22 protein-coding genes are annotated in these 19,966 nt (G+C 53.9%); 15 read left to right on the top strand and 7 right to left on the bottom strand.

Annotated elements, in window-relative coordinates:
• Positions 1 to 44 precede the first annotated feature (44 nt).
• The 7 genes from rfaQ (at position 45) to coaD (ending at position 6,937) form a co-directional block, all read left to right on the top strand.
• Positions 45 to 1,115 (top strand): putative lipopolysaccharide heptosyltransferase III, encoded by a 1,071-nt coding sequence (gene rfaQ, locus UR504_RS16540; RefSeq protein WP_115876707.1) that lies wholly within the window; start codon positions 45 to 47, stop codon positions 1,113 to 1,115.
• On the top strand, positions 1,112 to 2,239 hold the full coding sequence (locus UR504_RS16535) for a glycosyltransferase family 4 protein (RefSeq protein ID WP_127729119.1): 1,128 nt from the start codon (positions 1,112 to 1,114) through the stop codon (positions 2,237 to 2,239). Before rfaQ ends, UR504_RS16535 begins: the two co-directional genes overlap by 4 nt.
• A gap of 2 nt (positions 2,240 to 2,241) precedes the next feature.
• On the top strand, positions 2,242 to 3,342 hold the full coding sequence (locus tag UR504_RS16530) for a glycosyltransferase (protein WP_302237254.1): 1,101 nt from the start codon (positions 2,242 to 2,244) through the stop codon (positions 3,340 to 3,342).
• Positions 3,343 to 3,353: 11 nt separating this feature from the next.
• Positions 3,354 to 4,343, top strand: coding sequence for a glycosyltransferase (locus UR504_RS16525; RefSeq protein WP_302237251.1), 990 nt, complete (start codon positions 3,354 to 3,356; stop codon positions 4,341 to 4,343).
• Between the two features lie 66 nt (positions 4,344 to 4,409).
• Entirely contained in the window at positions 4,410 to 5,684 is a 1,275-nt protein-coding gene (gene waaA / locus UR504_RS16520) for a lipid IV(A) 3-deoxy-D-manno-octulosonic acid transferase (protein WP_029740803.1), read from the top strand.
• On the top strand, positions 5,684 to 6,454 hold the full coding sequence (locus UR504_RS16515) for a glycosyltransferase family 2 protein (protein ID WP_115876711.1): 771 nt from the start codon (positions 5,684 to 5,686) through the stop codon (positions 6,452 to 6,454). Before waaA ends, UR504_RS16515 begins: the two co-directional genes overlap by 1 nt.
• Before the next feature lie 3 nt (positions 6,455 to 6,457).
• A complete protein-coding gene (gene coaD, locus UR504_RS16510; protein WP_111964298.1) occupies positions 6,458 to 6,937 on the top strand; it encodes a pantetheine-phosphate adenylyltransferase in 480 nt (159 codons plus the stop codon).
• Between the two features lie 2 nt (positions 6,938 to 6,939).
• Here coaD and mutM read toward each other — a convergent pair whose 3' ends face one another.
• From mutM to radC, 4 genes are all read right to left on the bottom strand, one after another.
• The gene (mutM, locus tag UR504_RS16505; RefSeq protein ID WP_111964297.1) at positions 6,940 to 7,749 is read right to left on the bottom strand and encodes a bifunctional DNA-formamidopyrimidine glycosylase/DNA-(apurinic or apyrimidinic site) lyase; all 810 of its coding nucleotides are present in this window, start codon (positions 7,747 to 7,749) and stop codon (positions 6,940 to 6,942) included.
• 72 nt (positions 7,750 to 7,821) lie between these two features.
• On the bottom strand, positions 7,822 to 7,989 hold the full coding sequence (gene rpmG / locus UR504_RS16500) for a 50S ribosomal protein L33 (protein ID WP_003024094.1): 168 nt from the start codon (positions 7,987 to 7,989) through the stop codon (positions 7,822 to 7,824).
• A 22-nt stretch (positions 7,990 to 8,011) separates the two neighbouring features.
• A complete protein-coding gene (rpmB, locus tag UR504_RS16495; protein ID WP_002436699.1) occupies positions 8,012 to 8,248 on the bottom strand; it encodes a 50S ribosomal protein L28 in 237 nt (78 codons plus the stop codon).
• 218 nt (positions 8,249 to 8,466) lie between these two features.
• A complete protein-coding gene (radC, locus tag UR504_RS16490; RefSeq protein ID WP_115876713.1) occupies positions 8,467 to 9,135 on the bottom strand; it encodes a RadC family protein in 669 nt (222 codons plus the stop codon).
• A 172-nt stretch (positions 9,136 to 9,307) separates the two neighbouring features.
• Here radC and coaBC point away from each other — a divergent pair, with 172 nt between their 5' ends.
• The 3 genes from coaBC (at position 9,308) to slmA (ending at position 11,672) form a co-directional block, all read left to right on the top strand.
• Positions 9,308 to 10,519, top strand: coding sequence for a bifunctional phosphopantothenoylcysteine decarboxylase/phosphopantothenate--cysteine ligase CoaBC (gene coaBC, locus UR504_RS16485; RefSeq protein ID WP_302237305.1), 1,212 nt, complete (start codon positions 9,308 to 9,310; stop codon positions 10,517 to 10,519).
• The gene (gene dut / locus UR504_RS16480) at positions 10,497 to 10,955 is read left to right on the top strand and encodes a dUTP diphosphatase (protein ID WP_008502691.1); all 459 of its coding nucleotides are present in this window, start codon (positions 10,497 to 10,499) and stop codon (positions 10,953 to 10,955) included. Before coaBC ends, dut begins: the two co-directional genes overlap by 23 nt.
• 120 nt (positions 10,956 to 11,075) lie before the next feature.
• Positions 11,076 to 11,672, top strand: coding sequence for a nucleoid occlusion factor SlmA (slmA, locus tag UR504_RS16475; RefSeq protein ID WP_008502690.1), 597 nt, complete (start codon positions 11,076 to 11,078; stop codon positions 11,670 to 11,672).
• A gap of 40 nt (positions 11,673 to 11,712) precedes the next feature.
• On the opposite strand, the gene pyrE is transcribed toward slmA, so the two are convergent.
• Positions 11,713 to 12,354: an orotate phosphoribosyltransferase gene (gene pyrE / locus UR504_RS16470; RefSeq protein WP_111964296.1), complete on the bottom strand. Its 642-nt coding sequence runs from the start codon at positions 12,352 to 12,354 to the stop codon at positions 11,713 to 11,715.
• A 67-nt stretch (positions 12,355 to 12,421) separates the two neighbouring features.
• Entirely contained in the window at positions 12,422 to 13,138 is a 717-nt protein-coding gene (gene rph / locus UR504_RS16465; RefSeq protein WP_048975619.1) for a ribonuclease PH, read from the bottom strand.
• Positions 13,139 to 13,263: 125 nt separating this feature from the next.
• Between rph and UR504_RS16460 the strand changes: the two genes are divergently transcribed.
• Positions 13,264 to 14,127, top strand: a complete 864-nt coding sequence (locus UR504_RS16460; protein WP_090420358.1) for a YicC/YloC family endoribonuclease — start codon at positions 13,264 to 13,266, stop codon at positions 14,125 to 14,127.
• A 205-nt stretch (positions 14,128 to 14,332) separates the two neighbouring features.
• On the top strand, positions 14,333 to 14,950 hold the full coding sequence (locus UR504_RS16455; protein WP_023334014.1) for a trimeric intracellular cation channel family protein: 618 nt from the start codon (positions 14,333 to 14,335) through the stop codon (positions 14,948 to 14,950).
• Between the two features lie 2 nt (positions 14,951 to 14,952).
• Here the strand turns inward: UR504_RS16455 and ligB are convergent, their stop codons facing one another.
• A complete protein-coding gene (gene ligB, locus UR504_RS16450; protein WP_302237229.1) occupies positions 14,953 to 16,623 on the bottom strand; it encodes an NAD-dependent DNA ligase LigB in 1,671 nt (556 codons plus the stop codon).
• Positions 16,624 to 16,874: 251 nt separating this feature from the next.
• Here ligB and gmk point away from each other — a divergent pair, with 251 nt between their 5' ends.
• The 3 genes from gmk to spoT are packed head-to-tail and all read left to right on the top strand — an operon-like array spanning position 16,875 to position 19,962.
• Complete coding sequence (gmk, locus tag UR504_RS16445) at positions 16,875 to 17,498, top strand: guanylate kinase (RefSeq protein WP_010426438.1); 624 nt, start codon at positions 16,875 to 16,877, stop codon at positions 17,496 to 17,498.
• A gap of 54 nt (positions 17,499 to 17,552) precedes the next feature.
• Positions 17,553 to 17,828, top strand: coding sequence for a DNA-directed RNA polymerase subunit omega (rpoZ, locus tag UR504_RS16440; RefSeq protein ID WP_000135058.1), 276 nt, complete (start codon positions 17,553 to 17,555; stop codon positions 17,826 to 17,828).
• Between the two features lie 19 nt (positions 17,829 to 17,847).
• Positions 17,848 to 19,962: a bifunctional GTP diphosphokinase/guanosine-3',5'-bis pyrophosphate 3'-pyrophosphohydrolase gene (spoT, locus tag UR504_RS16435; RefSeq protein WP_111964293.1), complete on the top strand. Its 2,115-nt coding sequence runs from the start codon at positions 17,848 to 17,850 to the stop codon at positions 19,960 to 19,962.
• Positions 19,963 to 19,966: the final 4 nt, after the last annotated feature.

Below are 19,966 nucleotides of genomic sequence, written 5' to 3'. Positions count from 1 at the left end.
GCTAACAGGTCTATTAGAATTGCCATCAGTACAACGCCGATAAGATGATGATGAATAACTTACCTGACACACCTGATTTGCGCATTTTACTTATCAAACTCCGCCATCATGGCGACATGTTGCTGACCACTCCCGTCATTGATTCGTTACGTCAAAAATGGCCGCAGGCGCAGATTGATGTCCTGCTGTATGAAGAAACCCGCGATATGCTCGCCGCGCATCCAGCGATCGGTACAATTTATGGAATTGATCGCAAATGGAAACAGCTGGGCACGCTGAAGCATCTTCAAAAAGAGTGGCAGTTGTTGTGTGCGTTAAGAAATCAGCATTATCATCTGGTAATTAACCTTGCCGATCAATGGCGTAGCGCGATCGTTACCCGTTTCACCGGTGCCCCCGTTCGCCTCGGATTTGCGTTTAACAAACGCAATAGTGCGTTCTGGCGTTTTTGTCATACCGATCTGGTCTCTGTCGACGGCCATAAATCCCTGCATACGGTCGAACAGAATCTCTCCATTTTGGCACCATTGCCGATCGCGCCACAGCCTGCCGTAACCATGGCCTACACCGAAGAAGACTGGGATCATGCCCGTCAAAGATTGACGCAGAAAGGTGTGGGCGACAGCTATATCGTGATCCAACCGACGTCCCGCTGGTTCTTTAAATGCTGGAGCGAAGACAAGATGGCGCAAACCATGACTGCTCTGCAGCAGGATGGTCATACGATTGTGCTCACCGCGGGGCCGGATAAAAAAGAGCTGGCGATGATCGATCGCATTCTCGCTGCCGCACCCAAAACCGGCGTGGTTTCGCTGGCAGGCCAGTTGACGCTGCGTCAACTGGCATCGCTTATCGATCATGCCTCTCTGTTTATTGGCGTTGACTCCGTTCCAATGCATATGGCCGCCGCGCTGCAAACGCCCTGCGTGGCATTGTTTGGTCCATCAAAACTGACATTCTGGTCACCGTGGCAGGTTAAAGGGGAAGTGATCTGGGCCGGCGATTACGGCCCGCTGCCCGATCCGGATGCCATTGATACTAAAACGAAAGAACGCTATCTCGATGCCATTCCTGTTGATGCAGTCGTCTCCGCTGCAAGGAGATATCTGTCATGAAAAACCATCGTCTGGCCATTGTTCGCCAAAAATATCGCCCTGATGGCGGGGCAGAGCGCTTCGTTTCGCGAGCTCTCACCGCATTGAGCAATCAGAACCTTGAACTCAACGTCATCACGCGTGAGTGGCAGGGAGAGAAGCAAGACGACTGGCATATCCACATTTGCAACCCTCAAAAATGGGGCCGCATCAGTCGAGAACGCGGGTTTGCACAAGCCGCGCGCGCGCTGTGGCAGCAACAGCAGTTTGATATTGTTCAAAGCCATGAGCGCATCCCGGGTTGTGATATCTATCGCGCGGGTGATGGAGTGCATCGCCGCTGGCTGCTTCAGCGCGCGCGCATTTTACCTGCCTGGCGTGCGCAAATGCTGATGTATGACCGCTATCACCGCTACGTGATGCGCGCGGAACGGGACATGTATCAGGCACCTGAGTTAAAAGCCGTAATTTGTAATGCGGAGATGATCAAACGCGAAATCGTTGAAGACTTTGATATTGACGCAAATAAAATTCATGTGATTTATAATTCTATTGATTCCAGCCGATTCATTCCGGCTCAGGCGGCGCAACGTGCGATTTTGCGCCAACAATTTGGTTTGCCGGTCAATGCGGTGGTGTTCTGTTTTGTAGGATCAGGGTTTGAACGAAAAGGCTTGGCGAGCGCCATACGCGCTATTGCTGGAACATCAGCCTGGCTGATTGTGGTTGGACAAGATAAAGCAGAAAATCGTTATCGCGACCTCGCCCGTTCGTTAGGCTGCGAGGGGCAAATCCGTTTCCTGGGGGTGCAAAAAGAAACTCTGCCTTTTTATCAGCTATCCGATGGTTTACTGTTACCAACGCTGTATGATCCCTTTCCTAACGTTATTCTTGAAGCGATGGCCTGCGGCTTGCCCGTCATTACTTCAGAGAGTTGCGGTGGTGCAGAGTTTATTCAACAAGGCCAGAACGGATTTTATTGTGACGCGCTTGATATCAGTACATTGAAGGAAGCGGTAGCCGCTATCCCTTCACTGGAAAAAAATAACAATATGGGACGAGCGGCACGTGAACGTGTAAAAGACGCCACTCCCGAAAAACTGTCAAGTCAGCTTATTACGCTTTATCAAAAATTACTGGATTAAAAATGCGCATCCTAATGATTATTGATGGTTTACCCGGTGGAGGAGCTGAAAAAACGGTTCTTACACTCTCCCGCGGATTAATAGATATGGGGCATCAGGTCTCTCTATTCTCTCTGCGAAAAGTGTGCGACTACGCCATCCCGGAGGGCATCGATTATCAGGTTGTTCAGGACACATGTAAAAAACCGTGGCGAAAGCTGACGGAAATTCCACGCCGCGCCCAATTGCTGGATCAAGCTATTGAGCGGGCTGAACGCAGCGACAAATTTGATGTGGTGTTCTCTCATCTGCACAAAACAGACCGGATTGTGGCGCACTGCCGCGCCCTTGAACGTAACAAAGTTTGGTTCTGCGTGCATGGCATGTTCTCGTTCTCCTATCTTCGCCATCGCAGCGGGCTTTCGCGCTGGTTTAAACATCTTAAAATTCGTCATACCTACGAAAACCGCAACGTCGTTGCCGTCTCAGGCGCCGTGTTGAACGATCTTTCCGAGACGCTGGCACTCAATCTTCGACGCAAAGCGGTTATCCATAATCCTTTCGATATTCCTGAAATTCAGCGTCTGGCGGATGCGCCCTTCGAGATGCAGGGAAAGGATTACATCATTCATGTTGGCCGCTTCCATGAGCACAAACGCCACGACCGTCTCTTACGTGCGTTCGCCCTGAGTAAAATTGACACAACGCTGGTCATGATGGGCAATGGATCTGACGCTCAAATTCAAAAACTCAAGCAGCTTGCCCGCGATTTGGGCATTGAAAACAAAACGGTTTTCCGCCAGTTCGAGTCCAATCCCTATCCCTGGATTAAAGGGGCACGCCTTTTAGTGTTAAGTTCTGACTGCGAAGGTTTTGGTAATGTGCTGGTCGAAGCCATTATCTGCCAGACGCCACCGGTCAGCACAAATTGCCCAGGAGGCCCTGCCGAAATCCTTACCGGGGCTTTAGCGCGCGGGCTGGCAGAGTTAAATGACGCGTCACTAGCAAAAACGCTGGCGGATATTTATACCGCCCCGCCGGTCGTTGGCGATGCAACCATCGCGTCGTTCGGTATCAGTGCCATTTGCCAGCAATATATTGCTCTGGTCGACAATCAAAAATAATCAGGTTTTTTATGCAAAATTCAGCCCCATTGTTAAGCGTGGTGGTTGCCGTTTATAACGGTGAAGCTTTTCTGGATCAGTTCTTTACCTGCCTTGTCAATCAACTCATCGACAGCATGGAAGTCATCATTGTCAATGACGGCTCTACTGACCGCTCGATGGAAATCGTCGAGAAATGGCGAGAAAAACTGCCGCAGATGCAGGTCATAGAACAGCAAAACCAGGGTGTATCCATCGCGCGTAATACCGGTCTGGCCGTTGCGACGGGTCAATATCTCTCTTTCCCGGATATTGATGATGTCTTTAAGCCAGGCATGTACCAGCGCCTGCTGGATATGGCCGTCACGCAGGATCTGGATGTCGCCACCTGTAACGGGAACTACGTCTGGGAGAATAACAAGAAACCCTCGCGCCCGATTTTTCCTGAAGACAAACTGGCTTCGACAGGGGTCATGGCTGGCCCTGCGTGGTTAAAAATGGCGTTGGATTCTCGCAAATTCCTTCACGTCACCTGGCTGAACATCTATCGCCACGACTTTATCCGTAAACACAGCTTCCATTTTGAACCCGGCCTGCGCCATCAGGATATTCCGTGGACCACCGAAGTGCTGCTCGCGGCAGAGCGGGTTCAGTACACCAGTGAACGTTATTACGACTACTACATTCACTCTGCATCGGTGTCCCATATGCCGGACAATGACGACACGCTGATTCGTTCCGCGCGTCACTACATGAAAATCCTGCAGATGCTCGACGCCATTAATCAGCGTTACCCGGATAAGGTAAAAGGGATCCCTGCCTGCCACTGGCAAATTGCCAAAGAGGGGCTGGGAATTATTCACACCTTCGACAACATGAAGGATGAGAAGAAGAAATCAATGATTATTAAAGAGTTCTTCGAAACAGGCATCTGGAAACTCATCTGGAAAAGTGCAAAAAGTCCGCGTCTGCGCTGGCGGCTGGGTAGACGTTATTTCCGTTTGAAACGGTATCTGGCATAAGAGATAGCTTTACCTGGCCTAAATGCTTAGAATTTGCCCGCCGAAACTAAAAAAACGGATAATCGCTTGGAATTGTTGTATACCGCTCTGCTCTACATCATTCAGCCACTGGTGTGGCTGAGACTGTTGCTTCGTAGCCGGAAAGCGCCTGCGTATCGCAAACGCTGGGCTGAACGCTATGGCTTCTGCCGCAATAAAGTCGTACCGGACGGTATTTTGCTGCATTCCGTTTCTGTTGGTGAAACGCTGGCGGCGATCCCGCTGGTTCGTGCCCTGCGTCACCGCTACCCTTCACTGCCAATCACCGTCACGACGATGACGCCAACCGGCTCGGAGCGCGCGTTATCCGCTTTCGGTAAAGACGTGCAGCATGTTTATCTGCCTTACGATCTGCCCTGCGCCATGAATCGTTTCCTCAACACCGTGCGCCCGAAGCTGGTGATCGTGATGGAAACCGAACTGTGGCCGAACATGATTTCCGCCCTGCATGCCCGTAAAATCCCGCTGGTCATTGCCAACGCGCGTCTCTCAGAGCGCTCGGCGAAAGGTTACGGCAAGCTGGGTAAATTTATGCGCCGCCTGCTCAGTAAGATCACGCTGATTGCCGCGCAGAATGAAGAAGATGCAGCACGCTTTATCTCTTTGGGCCTGAAACGCAACCAGCTTGCGGTAACGGGAAGCCTGAAATTTGATATTTCTGTAACCCCTGAACTCGCCGCTCGCGCCATCACGCTGCGTCGCCAGTGGGCTCCACGTCGTCAGGTCTGGATTGCAACCAGTACCCATGATGGCGAAGAAGAGATCATCCTGCAGGCTCACCGCAAGCTGCTGGAAAAATTCCCTGATTTACTGCTGATCCTTGTGCCTCGCCATCCGGAGCGTTTTAAAGATGCCCGTGAAATGGTCCAGAAAGGCGGCTTCAGCTTCACTCTGCGCAGCAGCGGTGAAATCCCTTCCGGCAGCACCCAGGTGGTGATTGGCGATACGATGGGCGAACTGATGCTGCTGTACGGCATTGCTGACCTCGCGTTTGTCGGTGGTAGCCTGGTCGAGCGCGGAGGCCATAATCCGCTGGAGCCAGCAGCCCACGCCATTCCGGTGCTGATGGGACCGCACACGTTTAACTTCAAAGACATCTGCGCGAAATTACAGCAGGCCGATGGTTTAATTACCGTGACCGATGCGGATTCGGTGGTCAAAGAAGTATCGACCCTTCTGACTGACGAAGATTATCGCCTGTGGTACGGCCGCCATGCCGTCGAAGTGCTGCACCAGAACCAGGGCGCACTGACCCGTCTGCTGCAGCTTCTGCAACCTTATCTGCCTCAGCGGAGCCACTAATGTCAACGCGTCTGTCGGTCGTGATGATCGCCAAAAACGCCGCCGACCTGCTTCCGGACTGCCTGGCGTCGGTTGCCTGGGCTGACGAGATTGTCGTGCTCGACTCCGGAAGTACGGATGATACGGTAGACGTTGCCCGGGCTGCGGGCGCAAAAGTCTTTACCGATACGGACTGGCAAGGCTATGGCATCCAGCGCCAGCGCGCGCAGGGGTATGCCACCGGTGATTATGTATTGATGCTCGACACCGACGAACGCATCACGCCGGAGCTTCAGCAGGCCATTCAGGCGGTGCTTTCTTCGCCCCAGCCTGGCGCCGTATACAGCATTGCCCGCCGCAACTACTTCCTTGGTCGTTTTATGCGCCACAGCGGCTGGTATCCCGATCGCGTCATGCGCCTCTACGAGCGCGAGCGGTATCAGTACAATGACAATCTGGTTCATGAATCCCTGAGCTGCGATAGCGCCCAGGTCATCCCCCTGAGGGGCGATTTGCTGCATCTGACCTGCCGTGATTTCGCGAGCTTCCAGCGTAAACAGCTCAACTATGCCACCGCATGGGCGCAGGAGCGTCACCAGCGCGGCAAGAAGGCCTCGCTGACGGGTATCTTCACCCACACGCTGGGCGCGTTTCTGAAAACGCTGCTGCTGCGTGGTGGCGTGCTGGACGGTAAGCAGGGCTGGTTACTCGCGGTAGTAAATGCCCAGTATACTTTCAACAAATACACCGAGCTGTGGGCGCTCTGCCGCGGCTACTCAGAGAAAACGTGAGCCATGAGCACAAAAGCGATTTATCCGGGTACCTTCGATCCGATCACCAACGGTCATCTTGATATCATCACCCGTGCGGCGAGCATGTTCGATAAGGTGATCCTGGCCATTGCCGCCAGCCCCAGCAAAAAGCCGATGTTTGATCTCAACGAGCGCGTGCAGCTCGCCACCGATGCCATTTCGCACCTACCGAATGTTGAGGTGGTCGGGTTTAGCGATCTGATGGCTAACTTCGCCCGCGCTCAGCAGGCCAATATTCTGATCCGAGGTTTACGCGCGGTAGCAGACTTCGAGTATGAGATGCAGCTGGCGCACATGAACCGCCACCTGATGCCGGAGCTGGAAAGCGTGTTCCTGATGCCCTCCAAAGAGTGGTCGTTTATCTCGTCCACGCTGGTAAAAGAGGTGGCGCGCCATCATGGGGACGTTACCCATTTCCTGCCGGTTAACGTCCACCAGGCGTTGATGGAAAAGCTCAAGTAGCGCTATTTCTGGCACTGACGGCAGTAGAACGTGGCGCGCTGGGCGTGCTTCGTGGCAATCACTGGCGTGCCGCAGACTCTGCACGGTTCGCCTTTACGGCCATACACCTGCAGCTCCTGGGCAAAATAGCCCGGCTTGCCGTCACTTTGCAGGAAGTCCTTCAGCGTTGTTCCCCCCTGTTCAATCGAGCGCAGCAATACGGCTTTAATCACGCGGACCAGCAGCTCACACTCCTCCGCCGACAGCGAAGAGGCTAGCCGATCGGGATGGATCCCGGCGGCAAACAGCGATTCGCTGGCATAGATATTCCCCACGCCGACCACCAGCTTGTTATCCATCAGCCACGGCTTAATCGGGCTTTTCTTTTTCGCGCACTTCGCTTTCAGGTATTCCGCGTTAAACGCGTCTGAGAGCGGCTCAGGGCCCAGATGCGCGAGCACGTTATGCCCTTCCAGCTCTTTCGTCCACAGCCACGCGCCAAAGCGCCGTGGGTCGGTATAACGGAGCACTTTGCCGTTGCTCATCACCAGATCGACGTGGTCGTGCTTTTCCGCAGGCAGTTCTTCGGTAAGAATGCGCAGGCTTCCGGACATCCCCAGGTGGATAATGATCCAGCCGTCGGGCAGCTCCAGCAGCAGGTATTTCGCGCGACGCTGTACGCTCAGGACGGGTTTGTCACTTAACGCGTGGATCTCATCGGACACCGGCCAGCGCAGACGTCCATTGCGGATCACCGCGTGAAGAATCGTCGCACCGACCAGATGGGGCTCAATACCGCGGCGGCTGGTTTCTACCTCAGGTAATTCAGGCATGGTTCCTCCGTTGAGATACAGAATGCAAAAAACCCCGCAGTTGCGGGGTTTTTCGTTACAAGGAGACTAAAATTATTTGATTTTAGCTTCTTTGTACAGTACGTGCTGGCGTACAACTGGATCGAATTTTTTCAATTCCAGTTTTTCCGGCTTAGTACGTTTGTTCTTCGTGGTGGTGTAGAAGTGACCTGTACCAGCAGAAGAAACCAGCTTGATTTTCTCGCGAATACCTTTAGCCATGATTTATTTCCTCTTTAAGTACTTAGTACTTTTCGCCACGGGCACGCAGTTCGGACAGAACTGTATCGATGCCTTTCTTATCGATTACACGCATACCTTTAGCAGATACGCGCAGGGTGACAAAACGCTTCTCGCTCTCAACCCAGAAACGGTGAGAGTGCAGGTTCGGCAGGAAACGGCGTTTAGTCGCGTTCAGTGCGTGGGAACGGTTGTTACCGGTCACCGGACGCTTGCCAGTAACTTGGCAGACTCGGGACATGTCTATTCTCCAAAAATCAAATTAGCTCGAGCTTCGTATGGGGTATCGGCGCCTCGTCAGGCTTTACAGCCCGGTCATCGCATAGTTCTAAGTGAACTCTCGATTGCCAGGCCCAAATGCCAAACCCGAGATTCTCAAAGGTGGCGTAGTATACGCTGACTCGGCGGTGTGCTCAAGTCCCGAACAGACAAAGATCCCGATGGATCGCGAGAAATAGCCTAAATCCAGCCACGTTCTGCGAAAGAAATGTACTCACCGCGGCCAATTATCAGATGGTCCAGCACACGAATGTCCATGAATTGACAGCATTTGATAATGCGCTCGGTGATTTCTTTGTCAGCTCTGCTCGGTTCTGCACAGCCAGAGGGGTGATTATGCGCGAGGATCACGCCCGCTGCATTCACTTTTATCGCTTCCCGCACAATTTCACGCGGATGCACCTCAACGTGGCTCAATGTGCCCGCAAAGAGACAGCTATGTTTAAGCACTCGATTTCTGTTATCGACAAAGATCACCATAAAGATCTCGCGTTCAATATCGGTTAACTGACTTTGCAGGAATTCACGCGTCATTTCTGGCGTCAGGATCGGATCTTCCTTCTCCATGCGGACATTATAAAAACGGCGGGCAAGTTCAGCTATGCCCCTCAGTTGGGCATATTTCGCCACGCCAATTCCCTCAACGTGCTTAAACTGCGCCAGATCGGCGGTCAATAAACCGTACAGCGAACCGAAATGTGCTATCAGCTCTTTAGCCAGCGTAAATACCGTTTTTCCGGGCGTTCCGGTACGTAAAAAGAGCGCCAGCAGTTCATCGTCTTTTAACAGGGTGACGCCATAGCGCAGCAGTTTTTCGCGCGGTAGCAGCTCCTCGTCCTCTTCTTCCATGCTCTTTCTCCCTTTTTTAACCTCATGCTGCCACAGGCCAATCCGTCGCTCGACGAGCACATTGCGTTCTTGCGTGGCGCCTCGCAAAGTGGCCGAAGGACAAAATCACCCCGCTTTGGGGATTGTGATAAAATGCCTGCTCTCTGGTGAAACCCAACAGGAAAGAATCATGATGAGCCTGGCCGGTAAAAAAATCGTTCTTGGCGTGAGCGGCGGCATTGCTGCTTATAAAGCGCCGGACCTCGTGCGTCGCCTGCGCGAGCGAGGGGCTGACGTGCGGGTCGCGATAACCGAAGGCGGTAAAGCCTTTATCACTCCCCTGAGCCTGCAGGCCGTTTCAGGATACCCGGTTTCTGACAGCCTGCTCGATCCGGCCGCCGAAGCCGCGATGGGCCATATTGAACTGGGTAAATGGGCAGACCTGGTTATCCTCGCCCCCGCCACGGCCGATTTAATCGCTCGGGTGGCGGCCGGTATGGCAAACGACCTGGTTTCCACCATTTGTCTGGCCACGCCTGCGCCTGTTGCCGTCGTTCCTGCTATGAACCAGCAGATGTACCGTAATGCGGCCACCCAGCACAATCTTGAGACGCTGGCCTCACGCGGACTGCTTATCTGGGGACCGGACAGCGGCAGCCAGGCCTGCGGCGACGTTGGCCCGGGTCGCATGCTTGATCCGCTGACGATTGTTGATATGGCCGCCGCCCATTTTTCGCCTGTCAACGATCTGCAACATCTCAACATCATGATTACCGCGGGCCCTACGCGCGAACCGCTGGACCCGGTGCGCTATATCACCAATCACAGCTCCGGTAAGATGGGTTTTGCCATTGCCGCCGCAGCGGCGAAGCGCGGCGCGAACGTCACGCTGGTGAGCGGCCCGGTATCGCTGCCTACCCCTGCGTTTGTGAAGCGAATTGACGTTACCACCGCGCTGGAGATGGAAGCCGCCGTGCAGGTACATGCGCAAAGCCAGCAGATTTTTATCGGCTGTGCAGCCGTTGCAGACTATCGTGCCGAGACGATCGCCGAGGCTAAAATTAAAAAGCAAGGCGATGAATTAACAATAAAAATGGTGAAAAACCCGGACATCGTTGCCGGTGTCGCCGCACTAAAAAGCCATCGTCCATACGTTGTTGGGTTTGCCGCAGAAACGAATAATGTGGAAGAATATGCCCGGCAAAAACGTACCCGCAAAAACCTCGATTTGATTTGCGCGAACGACGTATCGCTGGCCACACAGGGATTTAACAGCGACAGCAACGCACTGCACCTTTTCTGGCAGGATGGAGATAAAGTCTTACCGCTTGAGCGCAAGGAACTCCTGGGCCAACAATTACTGGACGAGATCGTTACCCGTTATGATGAAAAAAATCGACGTTAAGATTCTGGACCCGCGTGTTGGCGAGCAATTCCCGCTGCCAACCTATGCCACCTCCGGCTCTGCCGGTCTTGACCTGCGCGCCTGTCTCGATGACGCCGTAGAACTGGCTCCGGGTGCCACTACCCTGGTTCCAACTGGCCTGGCGATTCACATTGCTGACCCGTCTCTGGCAGCGGTGATCCTGCCGCGTTCTGGTCTGGGCCATAAGCACGGCGTTGTGCTGGGTAACCTGGTGGGTCTGATTGACTCCGACTATCAGGGTCAACTGATGGTCTCCGTCTGGAACCGTGGTCAGGACAGCTTCACCATTGAACCAGGCGAGCGTATCGCACAGATGGTCTTTGTACCGGTGGTACAGGCAGAATTTAACCTGGTGGCAGACTTTGACGCCACCGACCGTGGCGAAGGCGGCTTCGGCCATTCCGGGCGCAAATAACGGCCCGAAAGACACGTATCTCACAGCGTCATAATGCAATAACAAACCGCAAACGTCCGTTTGCGGTCGCTGTGTGGATGCCAGCCTGGCAAGTGCTTATTTTCAGGGGTATTTTGTAACATGGCAGAAAAACAAACCGCGAAAAGGAATCGTCGCGAAGAAATACTTCAATCTCTGGCTCTGATGCTTGAATCCAGCGATGGCAGTCAACGCATCACCACCGCTAAACTGGCCGCCTCTGTGGGCGTGTCTGAGGCGGCGCTGTACCGTCATTTTCCGAGCAAAACCCGGATGTTCGACAGCCTGATCGAATTCATTGAAGACAGCCTGATCACGCGCATCAACCTGATTCTGAAAGATGAAAAAGACACCACCGCGCGTCTGCGTCTGATTGTGCTGTTAATCCTGGGCTTCGGTGAACGCAATCCGGGCTTAACCCGTATCCTCACCGGCCACGCGCTGATGTTTGAACAGGACAGACTGCAGGGCCGCATTAACCAGCTTTTCGAGCGAATTGAAGCGCAGCTGCGCCAGGTACTGCGCGAAAAGAAAATGCGTGAGGGCGAAGGTTACAGCATTGATGAAACGCTGCTGGCGAGCCAGATTCTGGCGTTTTGTGAAGGCATGCTCTCCCGGTTTGTGCGTAGCGAATTCAAATACCGTCCAACGGACGATTTTGATGCCCGCTGGCCGTTAGTGGCTGCTCAGCTGCAGTAATCCGTAAGCCCGGTAAGCGTCGCGCCACCGGGCAATTTAACTACACCCCGAACTCTTCCCGGTACGCACGTACCGCCGCCAGATGGTCCGCCATCTCAGGCTTCTCTTCCAGATACGCAATCAGCTCTTTCAGGGTGATAATCGACGTCACTTTACAGCTGTAATCGCGCTCAACTTCCTGAATAGCGGAAATTTCACCGCGACCACGCTCCTGACGATCCAGAGAAATCAGCACGCCAGCAAGCGTCGCACCGTTGGCCTGGATAATCTCCATCGATTCGCGGATCGCCGTACCCGCGGTGATCACGTCATCGACCAGCATGACGCGGCCCTGCAGTGTGCTGCCGACCAGATTCCCGCCTTCACCGTGGGTTTTAGCCTCTTTGCGGTTAAAACAGTACGGCACGTCGCGGTCATGGTGTTCCGCCAGCGCCACCGCGGTGGTGGTCGCAATCGGAATGCCTTTATAGGCCGGGCCAAACAGCAGATCAAAATCAATCCCGGAATCCACCAGCGCTTCGGCATAGAAACGGCCTAACAGTGCCAGATCGCGCCCGGTATTAAACAGCCCGGCGTTGAAGAAATAGGGACTCTTACGCCCGGATTTCAGCGTAAACTCGCCAAACTTAAGTACCTGCTTGTTAAGCGCAAACTCAATAAACTGGCGCTGATACGATTTCATGGATTTGCTCCTTTGGTTTTTCTGTCTTACAGGCAAAAAAAAGGCGACTCATTGGTCGCCTTTTAAATCAATTTTCTAACGCCGCTTTCTGCGTCGTTACAATGGATTCGATTCCCCCTCGGGCCAACGCCAGCAGGGAGAGAAGCTCGTCGTGGGTGAACGGCTCGCCTTCCGCCGTGCCCTGTACTTCAATGATGCGACCGTCTTCGGTCATCACCACGTTCATGTCGGTCTCGGCGGCAGAATCTTCAACGTATTCCAGATCGCAAAGCGCTTCACCGTTAACGATACCCACGGACACCGCCGCAACCATACCTTTCATTGGGTTGGTTTTCAGCTTACCGGCCGCAACCAGCTTGTTAAGGGCATCCGCCAGCGCCACGCATGCGCCAGTAATGGACGCCGTACGCGTACCGCCGTCTGCCTGAATAACGTCGCAGTCCAGCGTAATGGTGAATTCGCCGAGGATTTTCAGATCAACGGCTGCACGCAGCGCACGCGCGATCAGACGCTGAATTTCCATGGTACGACCGCCCTGCTTGCCCTTTGCCGCTTCGCGGGCGTTTCGGGTATGGGTCGCACGCGGCAGCATGCCGTACTCTGCGGTGATCCAGCCCTGGCCCTGACCTTTCAGGAAACGCGGAACGCCTTCTTCAATGGACGCGGTGCACAGAACCTTCGTGTCACCAAACTCAACCAGCACGGAGCCTTCAGCGTGTTTTGTATAGTTACGGGTCAGGGTGACGGGACGCACCTGATTGGCGCTACGACCTGATGGACGCATGATGGATTCTCCGGCTTGAAACGAATGTGGCTGCGCATTATACGGATAAAGGACGCTTATTCCTATCCTGAGAAGCCCCCGAAAGCTATAATCCCCCCATATCTCCTTTAAAAACGGGAATGTCTATGATCCGCAGTATGACCGCCTACGCCCGGCGTGAAATCAAGGGTAGCTGGGGTAGCGCCACATGGGAAATGCGCTCGGTAAACCAGCGTTACCTGGAAACGTATTTCCGTATGCCGGAGCAGTTCCGCAGCCTTGAGCCTGTCGTACGTGAACGTATCCGTACGCGTCTGACGCGCGGGAAAGTGGAATGTAACCTGCGCTTTGAGCCTGATGCCAGCGCTCAGGGCGAACTGATCCTCAACGAAAAACTGGCGAAACAGCTCGTGAATGCGGCGAACTGGGTCAAAATGCAGAGCGATGAAGGCGAAATCAACCCGGTTGATATTCTGCGCTGGCCTGGCGTCATGGCCGCCGGTGAACAGGACCTGGATGCCATTGCCGCTGAAATCCTGGCAGCCCTCGACGGCACGCTGGACGACTTTATCGTTGCCCGTGAAACCGAAGGCCAGGCGCTGAAAGCGATGATTGAGCAGCGCCTTGAAGGCGTGAGCACCGAAGTAGCCAAAGTCCGCGCCCATATGCCAGAAGTGCTGCAATGGCAGCGCGAGCGTCTTGTCGCCAAACTGGAAGAAGCGGAAGTTCAGCTGGAAAACACCCGTCTGGAACAAGAGCTGGTGCTGATGGCGCAGCGTATCGATGTCGCTGAAGAGCTGGACCGTCTGGAAGCGCACGTTAAAGAAACCTACAACATTCTGAAGAAGAAAGAAGCTGTGGGCCGCCGTCTGGACTTTATGATGCAGGAGTTCAACCGCGAGTCGAACACCCTGGCGTCTAAATCAATCAATGCAGAAGTGACGAATTCAGCGATTGAGCTGAAAGTGCTGATTGAGCAGATGCGCGAGCAGATCCAGAATATTGAGTAACGCATTTCGGGTGGTGTCGATGGTGCCACCCATTACTATTTCTAATCCATCTCAGCACCTATTTTTGTTTCTTACCGCCGCTCATCAAGCTCATTCATCCTATCCTGATAAAAATTTATAGGGCAAACCAGGTCGCCTTAGAAAATCTCAATCGTGATCTTGCGCACAAATCGCTAACCTCCCCCGCGTTCACACCGGAGGATATATGCTGCTTCACATCCTTTATCTCATTGGCATCACCGCAGAAGCCATGACCGGCGCACTTGCCGCCGGACGTCGCCGTATGGACACCTTCGGCGTAATCATTATTGCTACAGCGACCGCACTGGGCGGCGGTTCCGTGCGCGATATTCTGCTTGGCCATTACCCGCTCGGCTGGGTTAAACACCCTGAGTACGTGATTATCGTGGCAACGGCCGCCGTGTTAACCACCATCGTGGCGCCCGTTATGCCCCATCTTCGCCGCCTGTTCCTGGTGCTTGATGCGCTGGGGCTGATCGTATTTTCGATCATCGGTGCGCAAATCGCGCTCGATATGGGGGAAGGCCCGGTAATCGCCACCATTGCTGCCGTGGTCACGGGCGTATTCGGCGGCGTGCTGCGCGATATGTTCTGCAAACGTATTCCTCTGGTCTTTCAAAAAGAGCTGTATGCTGGCATTTCCTTTGCGGCAGCGGTGCTTTATATCGCTCTGCAGCATTATGTTTCTAACCATGACGTGGTGGTCATCTCGACGCTGCTGTTTGGCTTTACGGCCCGCATGCTGGCGCTGCGTCTGAAGCTCGGGCTGCCCGTTTTTCATTACAAACACAGCGCACACTAGCTTCAGAACCCATTGATGTGCTGTTCAGCGAGCCATTTCGCCAGCACATCAATTTGAGGCGCGTGCAGCCAGTTAATAATTTGTCGCGCTTTCTCCTCTCCCGTTCCCGGCAGGGTCTGCCAGTCCTTTGCGTTGCGCCCGCTCATCTTCTGCCACGATATGTCTCCCATTGCCTTCAGCGAAGACTGCGACATTGGCACACCCAATGCCATGAGCCAGCGGATAAAAGGCTTCTCGCGCACCAGATTAAATCGGTGCCAGAGCGCCAGCCCGCGCGCAGAGGAAAATCCCGGTACAGCCTGCAGCTGCGCCTGCGTTAATAACAGCCACGAAAAGAGATGTTCAAAATGATGCGCCTGCCAGAGGGTTCGCCAGCCTGACTCGCCTAATCCATCAATATCAAGTACCTGCTTTGAACTAAGCCAGGTCAGTCGGGCAAAGAACTGTTCCATACACTCCGGTGAAGCATAGAAACAGCTAAGAGAATGATAACGTGGGGCCGGAGGCTCTGGTTTATGTCTGTCAGTCCCGCGCCAGAGCACCTTATCAAATCGGGGGATACCTTGCCCGGCCAGGCTGATCTGGATCTGATCCCCCGGGGCAATATCCAGCCCCTGCCAGCGCTCAACCGAGCCCAGACTCACCCGCTGCACCTTTTTATCATCCAGTTGCACGGGTTCCAGCGCTGCTACAACGGAAATTTTGCCCGTTCGTCCCACGGAAAAATGAATATCACTCACCTCGGCGACCTGGGCTGCAGGAGGATATTTCCACGCGACGACCCAGCTGCCTTCTCCCGGTAACCAATCTTCGCCCGCGGGTTCATTCTCCGAACGCACCACAATGCCATCCGTGGCAAAGGGTAATGCGGTTACGTGCCAGGCCGCGCGCTGTTTCTCGACGGCATCAACAGAATCGGCGGGTAACGTATACCGTGCCGACAGCGTAAAACCAGCCTGAGACAGTTCAGCTAGAGATGTATGCATCTCTTTCGGTCCGTCCGGCCAGGCCCAGATGAATACGCCGAGCTTATTCGATAGCGCGTTATCCTTTTGCCGCATCATCGCACCCGCAACTTTTGCGCGAGCATTCATCCCGCCCATCTGCCGCTGAACGTGATTGTCGCTTAACCAGAAAAGCTCGCCCTGTAAGACGCTATTTGCCAACTTGCCGGTGAGCTTTTGCGGAACAGACGGGATTAAACGTACCTTATCGGTCCAGTCTTCCCCTTTCAGGCCATCACCTCGACTGATGGCCTGGGTCAACTTTCCGTCACGATAGACCAGCGTTACCGCCACACCGTCAACTTTGGGCTGCATCCACAGATGTTGCCGAGCGAGCATCCACTGTCTCAGAGTCTCTTTGCTGGCCACTTTATGTACGCCCGTATGGGCGACAGGATGTTTTACGCTCCCCGTCAGATTAGGGAGTTTCTCTTCTGAAGGCTCGCTGCCGAAACAGTGCTGCCACTGCGTTAACCGCCCGTGAAGCTGGTCGTAAACTTCGTCGTTGACCTCGCTCACCCCCTCCTTCCAGTAAGCGTTATCCCAGCGTTTGATTTGCGCGCTTAACGACGCCATCTCTTTCTCTGCTTTTGCCTGCGACCACACTGGGCAAACCGCCGCGCCATAGCCACACCACAACAACATTACCCCGCTTATCCATCGCCACATCGCTACCCCTCCTTTGCATTGCAGGAGGTATACCCTGATGCCTGAAACAAGGCTAACGGCAACGTTTCACAATGCGAGACGCTATCCGGTGTTTCTTTTGGTTGCTGAAAACCCCAGATAAAACCTGAAAACGGCACGCAAAATTCAATAATCCGAGGGAAAAAGTGTGACAAAGACTACGTCACACGGCGGTGACGTGTATAATAAGCCCGTATGTAGGACTTCTTCGTTAACACATACAAAAGACTCTCATGGCTCAAGGCACGCTTTATATTGTTTCTGCCCCTAGCGGCGCGGGTAAATCCAGCCTTATTCAGGCACTGTTAAAAACCCAACCGTTGTACGACACACAGGTTTCTGTTTCTCATACCACGCGAGCGCCGCGTCCGGGTGAAGTGCACGGTGAACACTATTTCTTTGTGGATCACGACGAATTCAGAGCGATGATCGGCAGAGACGCGTTTCTTGAACACGCTGAAGTCTTCGGTAATTACTACGGTACCTCGCGTGAAACCATTGAGCAGGTTCTGGCCACGGGCGTGAATGTGTTCCTGGATATCGACTGGCAGGGTGCGCAGCAAATTCGCAAGAAAATGCCTGACTCCCGCAGTATCTTTATTTTACCGCCATCGAAAGATGAGCTGGATCGCCGCCTGCGTGGGCGCGGCCAGGACAGCGAAGAAGTGATCGCAAAGCGTATGGAACAGGCTGTTGCAGAAATGAGCCATTACGCGGAATATGATTACCTAATTGTGAATGATGATTTTGATGCCGCGCTGAGCGATCTCAAAACCATTCTTCGTGCAGAACGTCTGCGTATGAGCCGCCAGAAGCAGCGACATGACGCATTAATCACCAAACTGTTGGCAGACTGAACCCACTTTCAGTATCATGCCCAGTCATTTCTTCACCTGTGGAGCATTTTAAGTATGGCACGCGTAACTGTTCAGGACGCTGTAGAGAAAATTGGTAACCGTTTTGACCTGGTGCTGGTCGCCGCGCGTCGCGCTCGTCAGATGCAGGTAGGCGGTAAAGATCCGCTGGTACCGGAAGAAAACGATAAAACCACCGTTATTGCACTTCGCGAAATCGAAGAAGGTCTGATCAACAACCAGATCCTCGACGTGCGTGAGCGCCAGGAGCAGCAAGAGCAGGAAGCCGCAGAACTGCAGGCCGTAACCGCTATTGCTGAAGGTCGTCGTTAATTAAACCTGCGGGTCGCCCTTGTATCTGTTTGAAAGCCTGAATCAACTGATTCAAACCTACCTGCCTGAAGACCAGATTAAGCGTCTTCAGCAGGCGTATCTCGTTGCACGTGACGCTCACGAGGGCCAGACACGTTCAAGCGGTGAACCCTATATCACGCACCCGGTAGCGGTGGCCTGTATTCTGGCCGAGATGAAACTCGACTACGAAACGCTGATGGCCGCTCTGCTGCATGACGTGATCGAAGATACCCCTGCCACTTATCAGGACATGGAACAGCTGTTTGGCAAAAGCGTTGCCGAATTGGTGGAAGGGGTCTCTAAGCTTGATAAGCTGAATTTCCGCGACAAGAAAGAGGCGCAAGCCGAAAACTTCCGCAAGATGATTATGGCGATGGTGCAGGATATCCGCGTCATTCTCATCAAACTCGCTGACCGCACCCACAACATGCGCACGCTGGGCTCACTTCGCCCGGATAAACGTCGCCGCATTGCCCGTGAAACCCTCGAAATTTACAGCCCGCTGGCGCACCGTTTAGGTATTCACCACATTAAAACCGAGCTGGAAGAGCTGGGTTTTGAAGCATTGTACCCGAACCGTTATCGCGTCATTAAAGAGGTGGTGAAAGCCGCACGCGGTAACCGTAAAGAGATGATTCAAAAAATCCTCTCTGAAATCGAAGGGCGCTTGCAGGAAGCGGGAATTCCGTGCCGCGTTAGCGGTCGCGAGAAACACCTGTACTCCATCTACTGCAAAATGGTGCTCAAAGAGCAACGTTTTCACTCGATCATGGATATCTACGCCTTCCGCGTGATCGTCCATGACTCGGACACCTGTTATCGCGTGCTGGGGCAGATGCACAGCCTCTACAAGCCGCGTCCGGGGCGCATGAAAGATTATATCGCCATTCCAAAAGCGAACGGCTATCAATCTTTGCACACCTCGATGATCGGGCCGCACGGCGTGCCTGTTGAGGTGCAAATTCGCACCGAAGACATGGACCAGATGGCAGAGATGGGTGTAGCCGCACACTGGGCCTATAAAGAGCACGGCGGCGAAAGCAGTACGACCGCACAAATCCGCGCCCAGCGCTGGATGCAGAGCCTGCTGGAACTTCAGCAGAGTGCGGGCAGCTCGTTTGAATTTATCGAGAGCGTTAAATCCGATCTCTTCCCGGATGAGATTTACGTTTTCACCCCAGAAGGTCGCATTGTCGAACTGCCTGCGGGCGCAACGCCGGTCGACTTCGCTTACGCCGTGCATACCGATATCGGGCATGCCTGCGTCGGCGCGCGCGTCGACAGACAGCCTTATCCGCTGTCTCAGCCGCTCTCCAGCGGCCAGACGGTAGAAATTATTACCGCGCCGGGCGCACGTCCGAACGCGGCCTGGTTGAACTTTGTCGTAAGCTCCAAAGCACGCGCCAAAATTCGCCAGCTGCTGAAAAACCTCAAGCGTGATGATTCCGTCAGTCTGGGACGTCGGCTGCTCAACCACGCGTTGGGCGGTAGCCGTAAGCTGGCTGAGATCCCACCGGAGCATATCCAGCGCGAACTCGACCGAATGAAGCTCACGTCTCTGGACGATCTGCTGGCGGAAATTGGTCTGGGCAACGCTATGAGCGTCGTAGTAGCGAAAAACTTGCAGCAGGGCGAAGCGACACCTTCTGCTCCAGGCGCATCTGGCCATGCTCATTTGCCGATTAAAGGCGCGGACGGGGTACTGATCACCTTCGCAAAATGTTGCCGCCCAATTCCTGGCGACCCGATTATTGCGCACGTCAGCCCGGGCAAAGGGTTGGTTATCCACCATGAATCCTGTCGTAACATTCGCGGCTACCAGAAAGAAGCCGAGAAGTTTATGGCGGTCGAGTGGGATAAAGAGACCGCGCAGGAATTTATCACCGAAATTAAGGTGGATATGTTCAACCACCAGGGTGCCCTGGCGAACCTGACGGCAGCGATCAACACGGCCTCTTCCAACATTCAGAGTCTGAATACGGAAGAAAAAGATGGCCGCGTTTATAGCGCCTTTATTCGTCTGACCGCCCGCGACCGCGTACATCTGGCGAATATTATGCGCAAGATCCGCGTCATGCCGGACGTGATTAAAGTCACCCGAAACCGAAACTAGGTTT

The sequence above is a fragment of the Enterobacter sp. 241F3 genome (assembly GCF_034106785.1).
In the GTDB taxonomy this organism is placed as follows: Bacteria; Pseudomonadota; Gammaproteobacteria; order Enterobacterales; family Enterobacteriaceae; genus Enterobacter; species Enterobacter vonholyi.
This window is presented reverse-complemented; position numbering and strand designations above follow the sequence as displayed.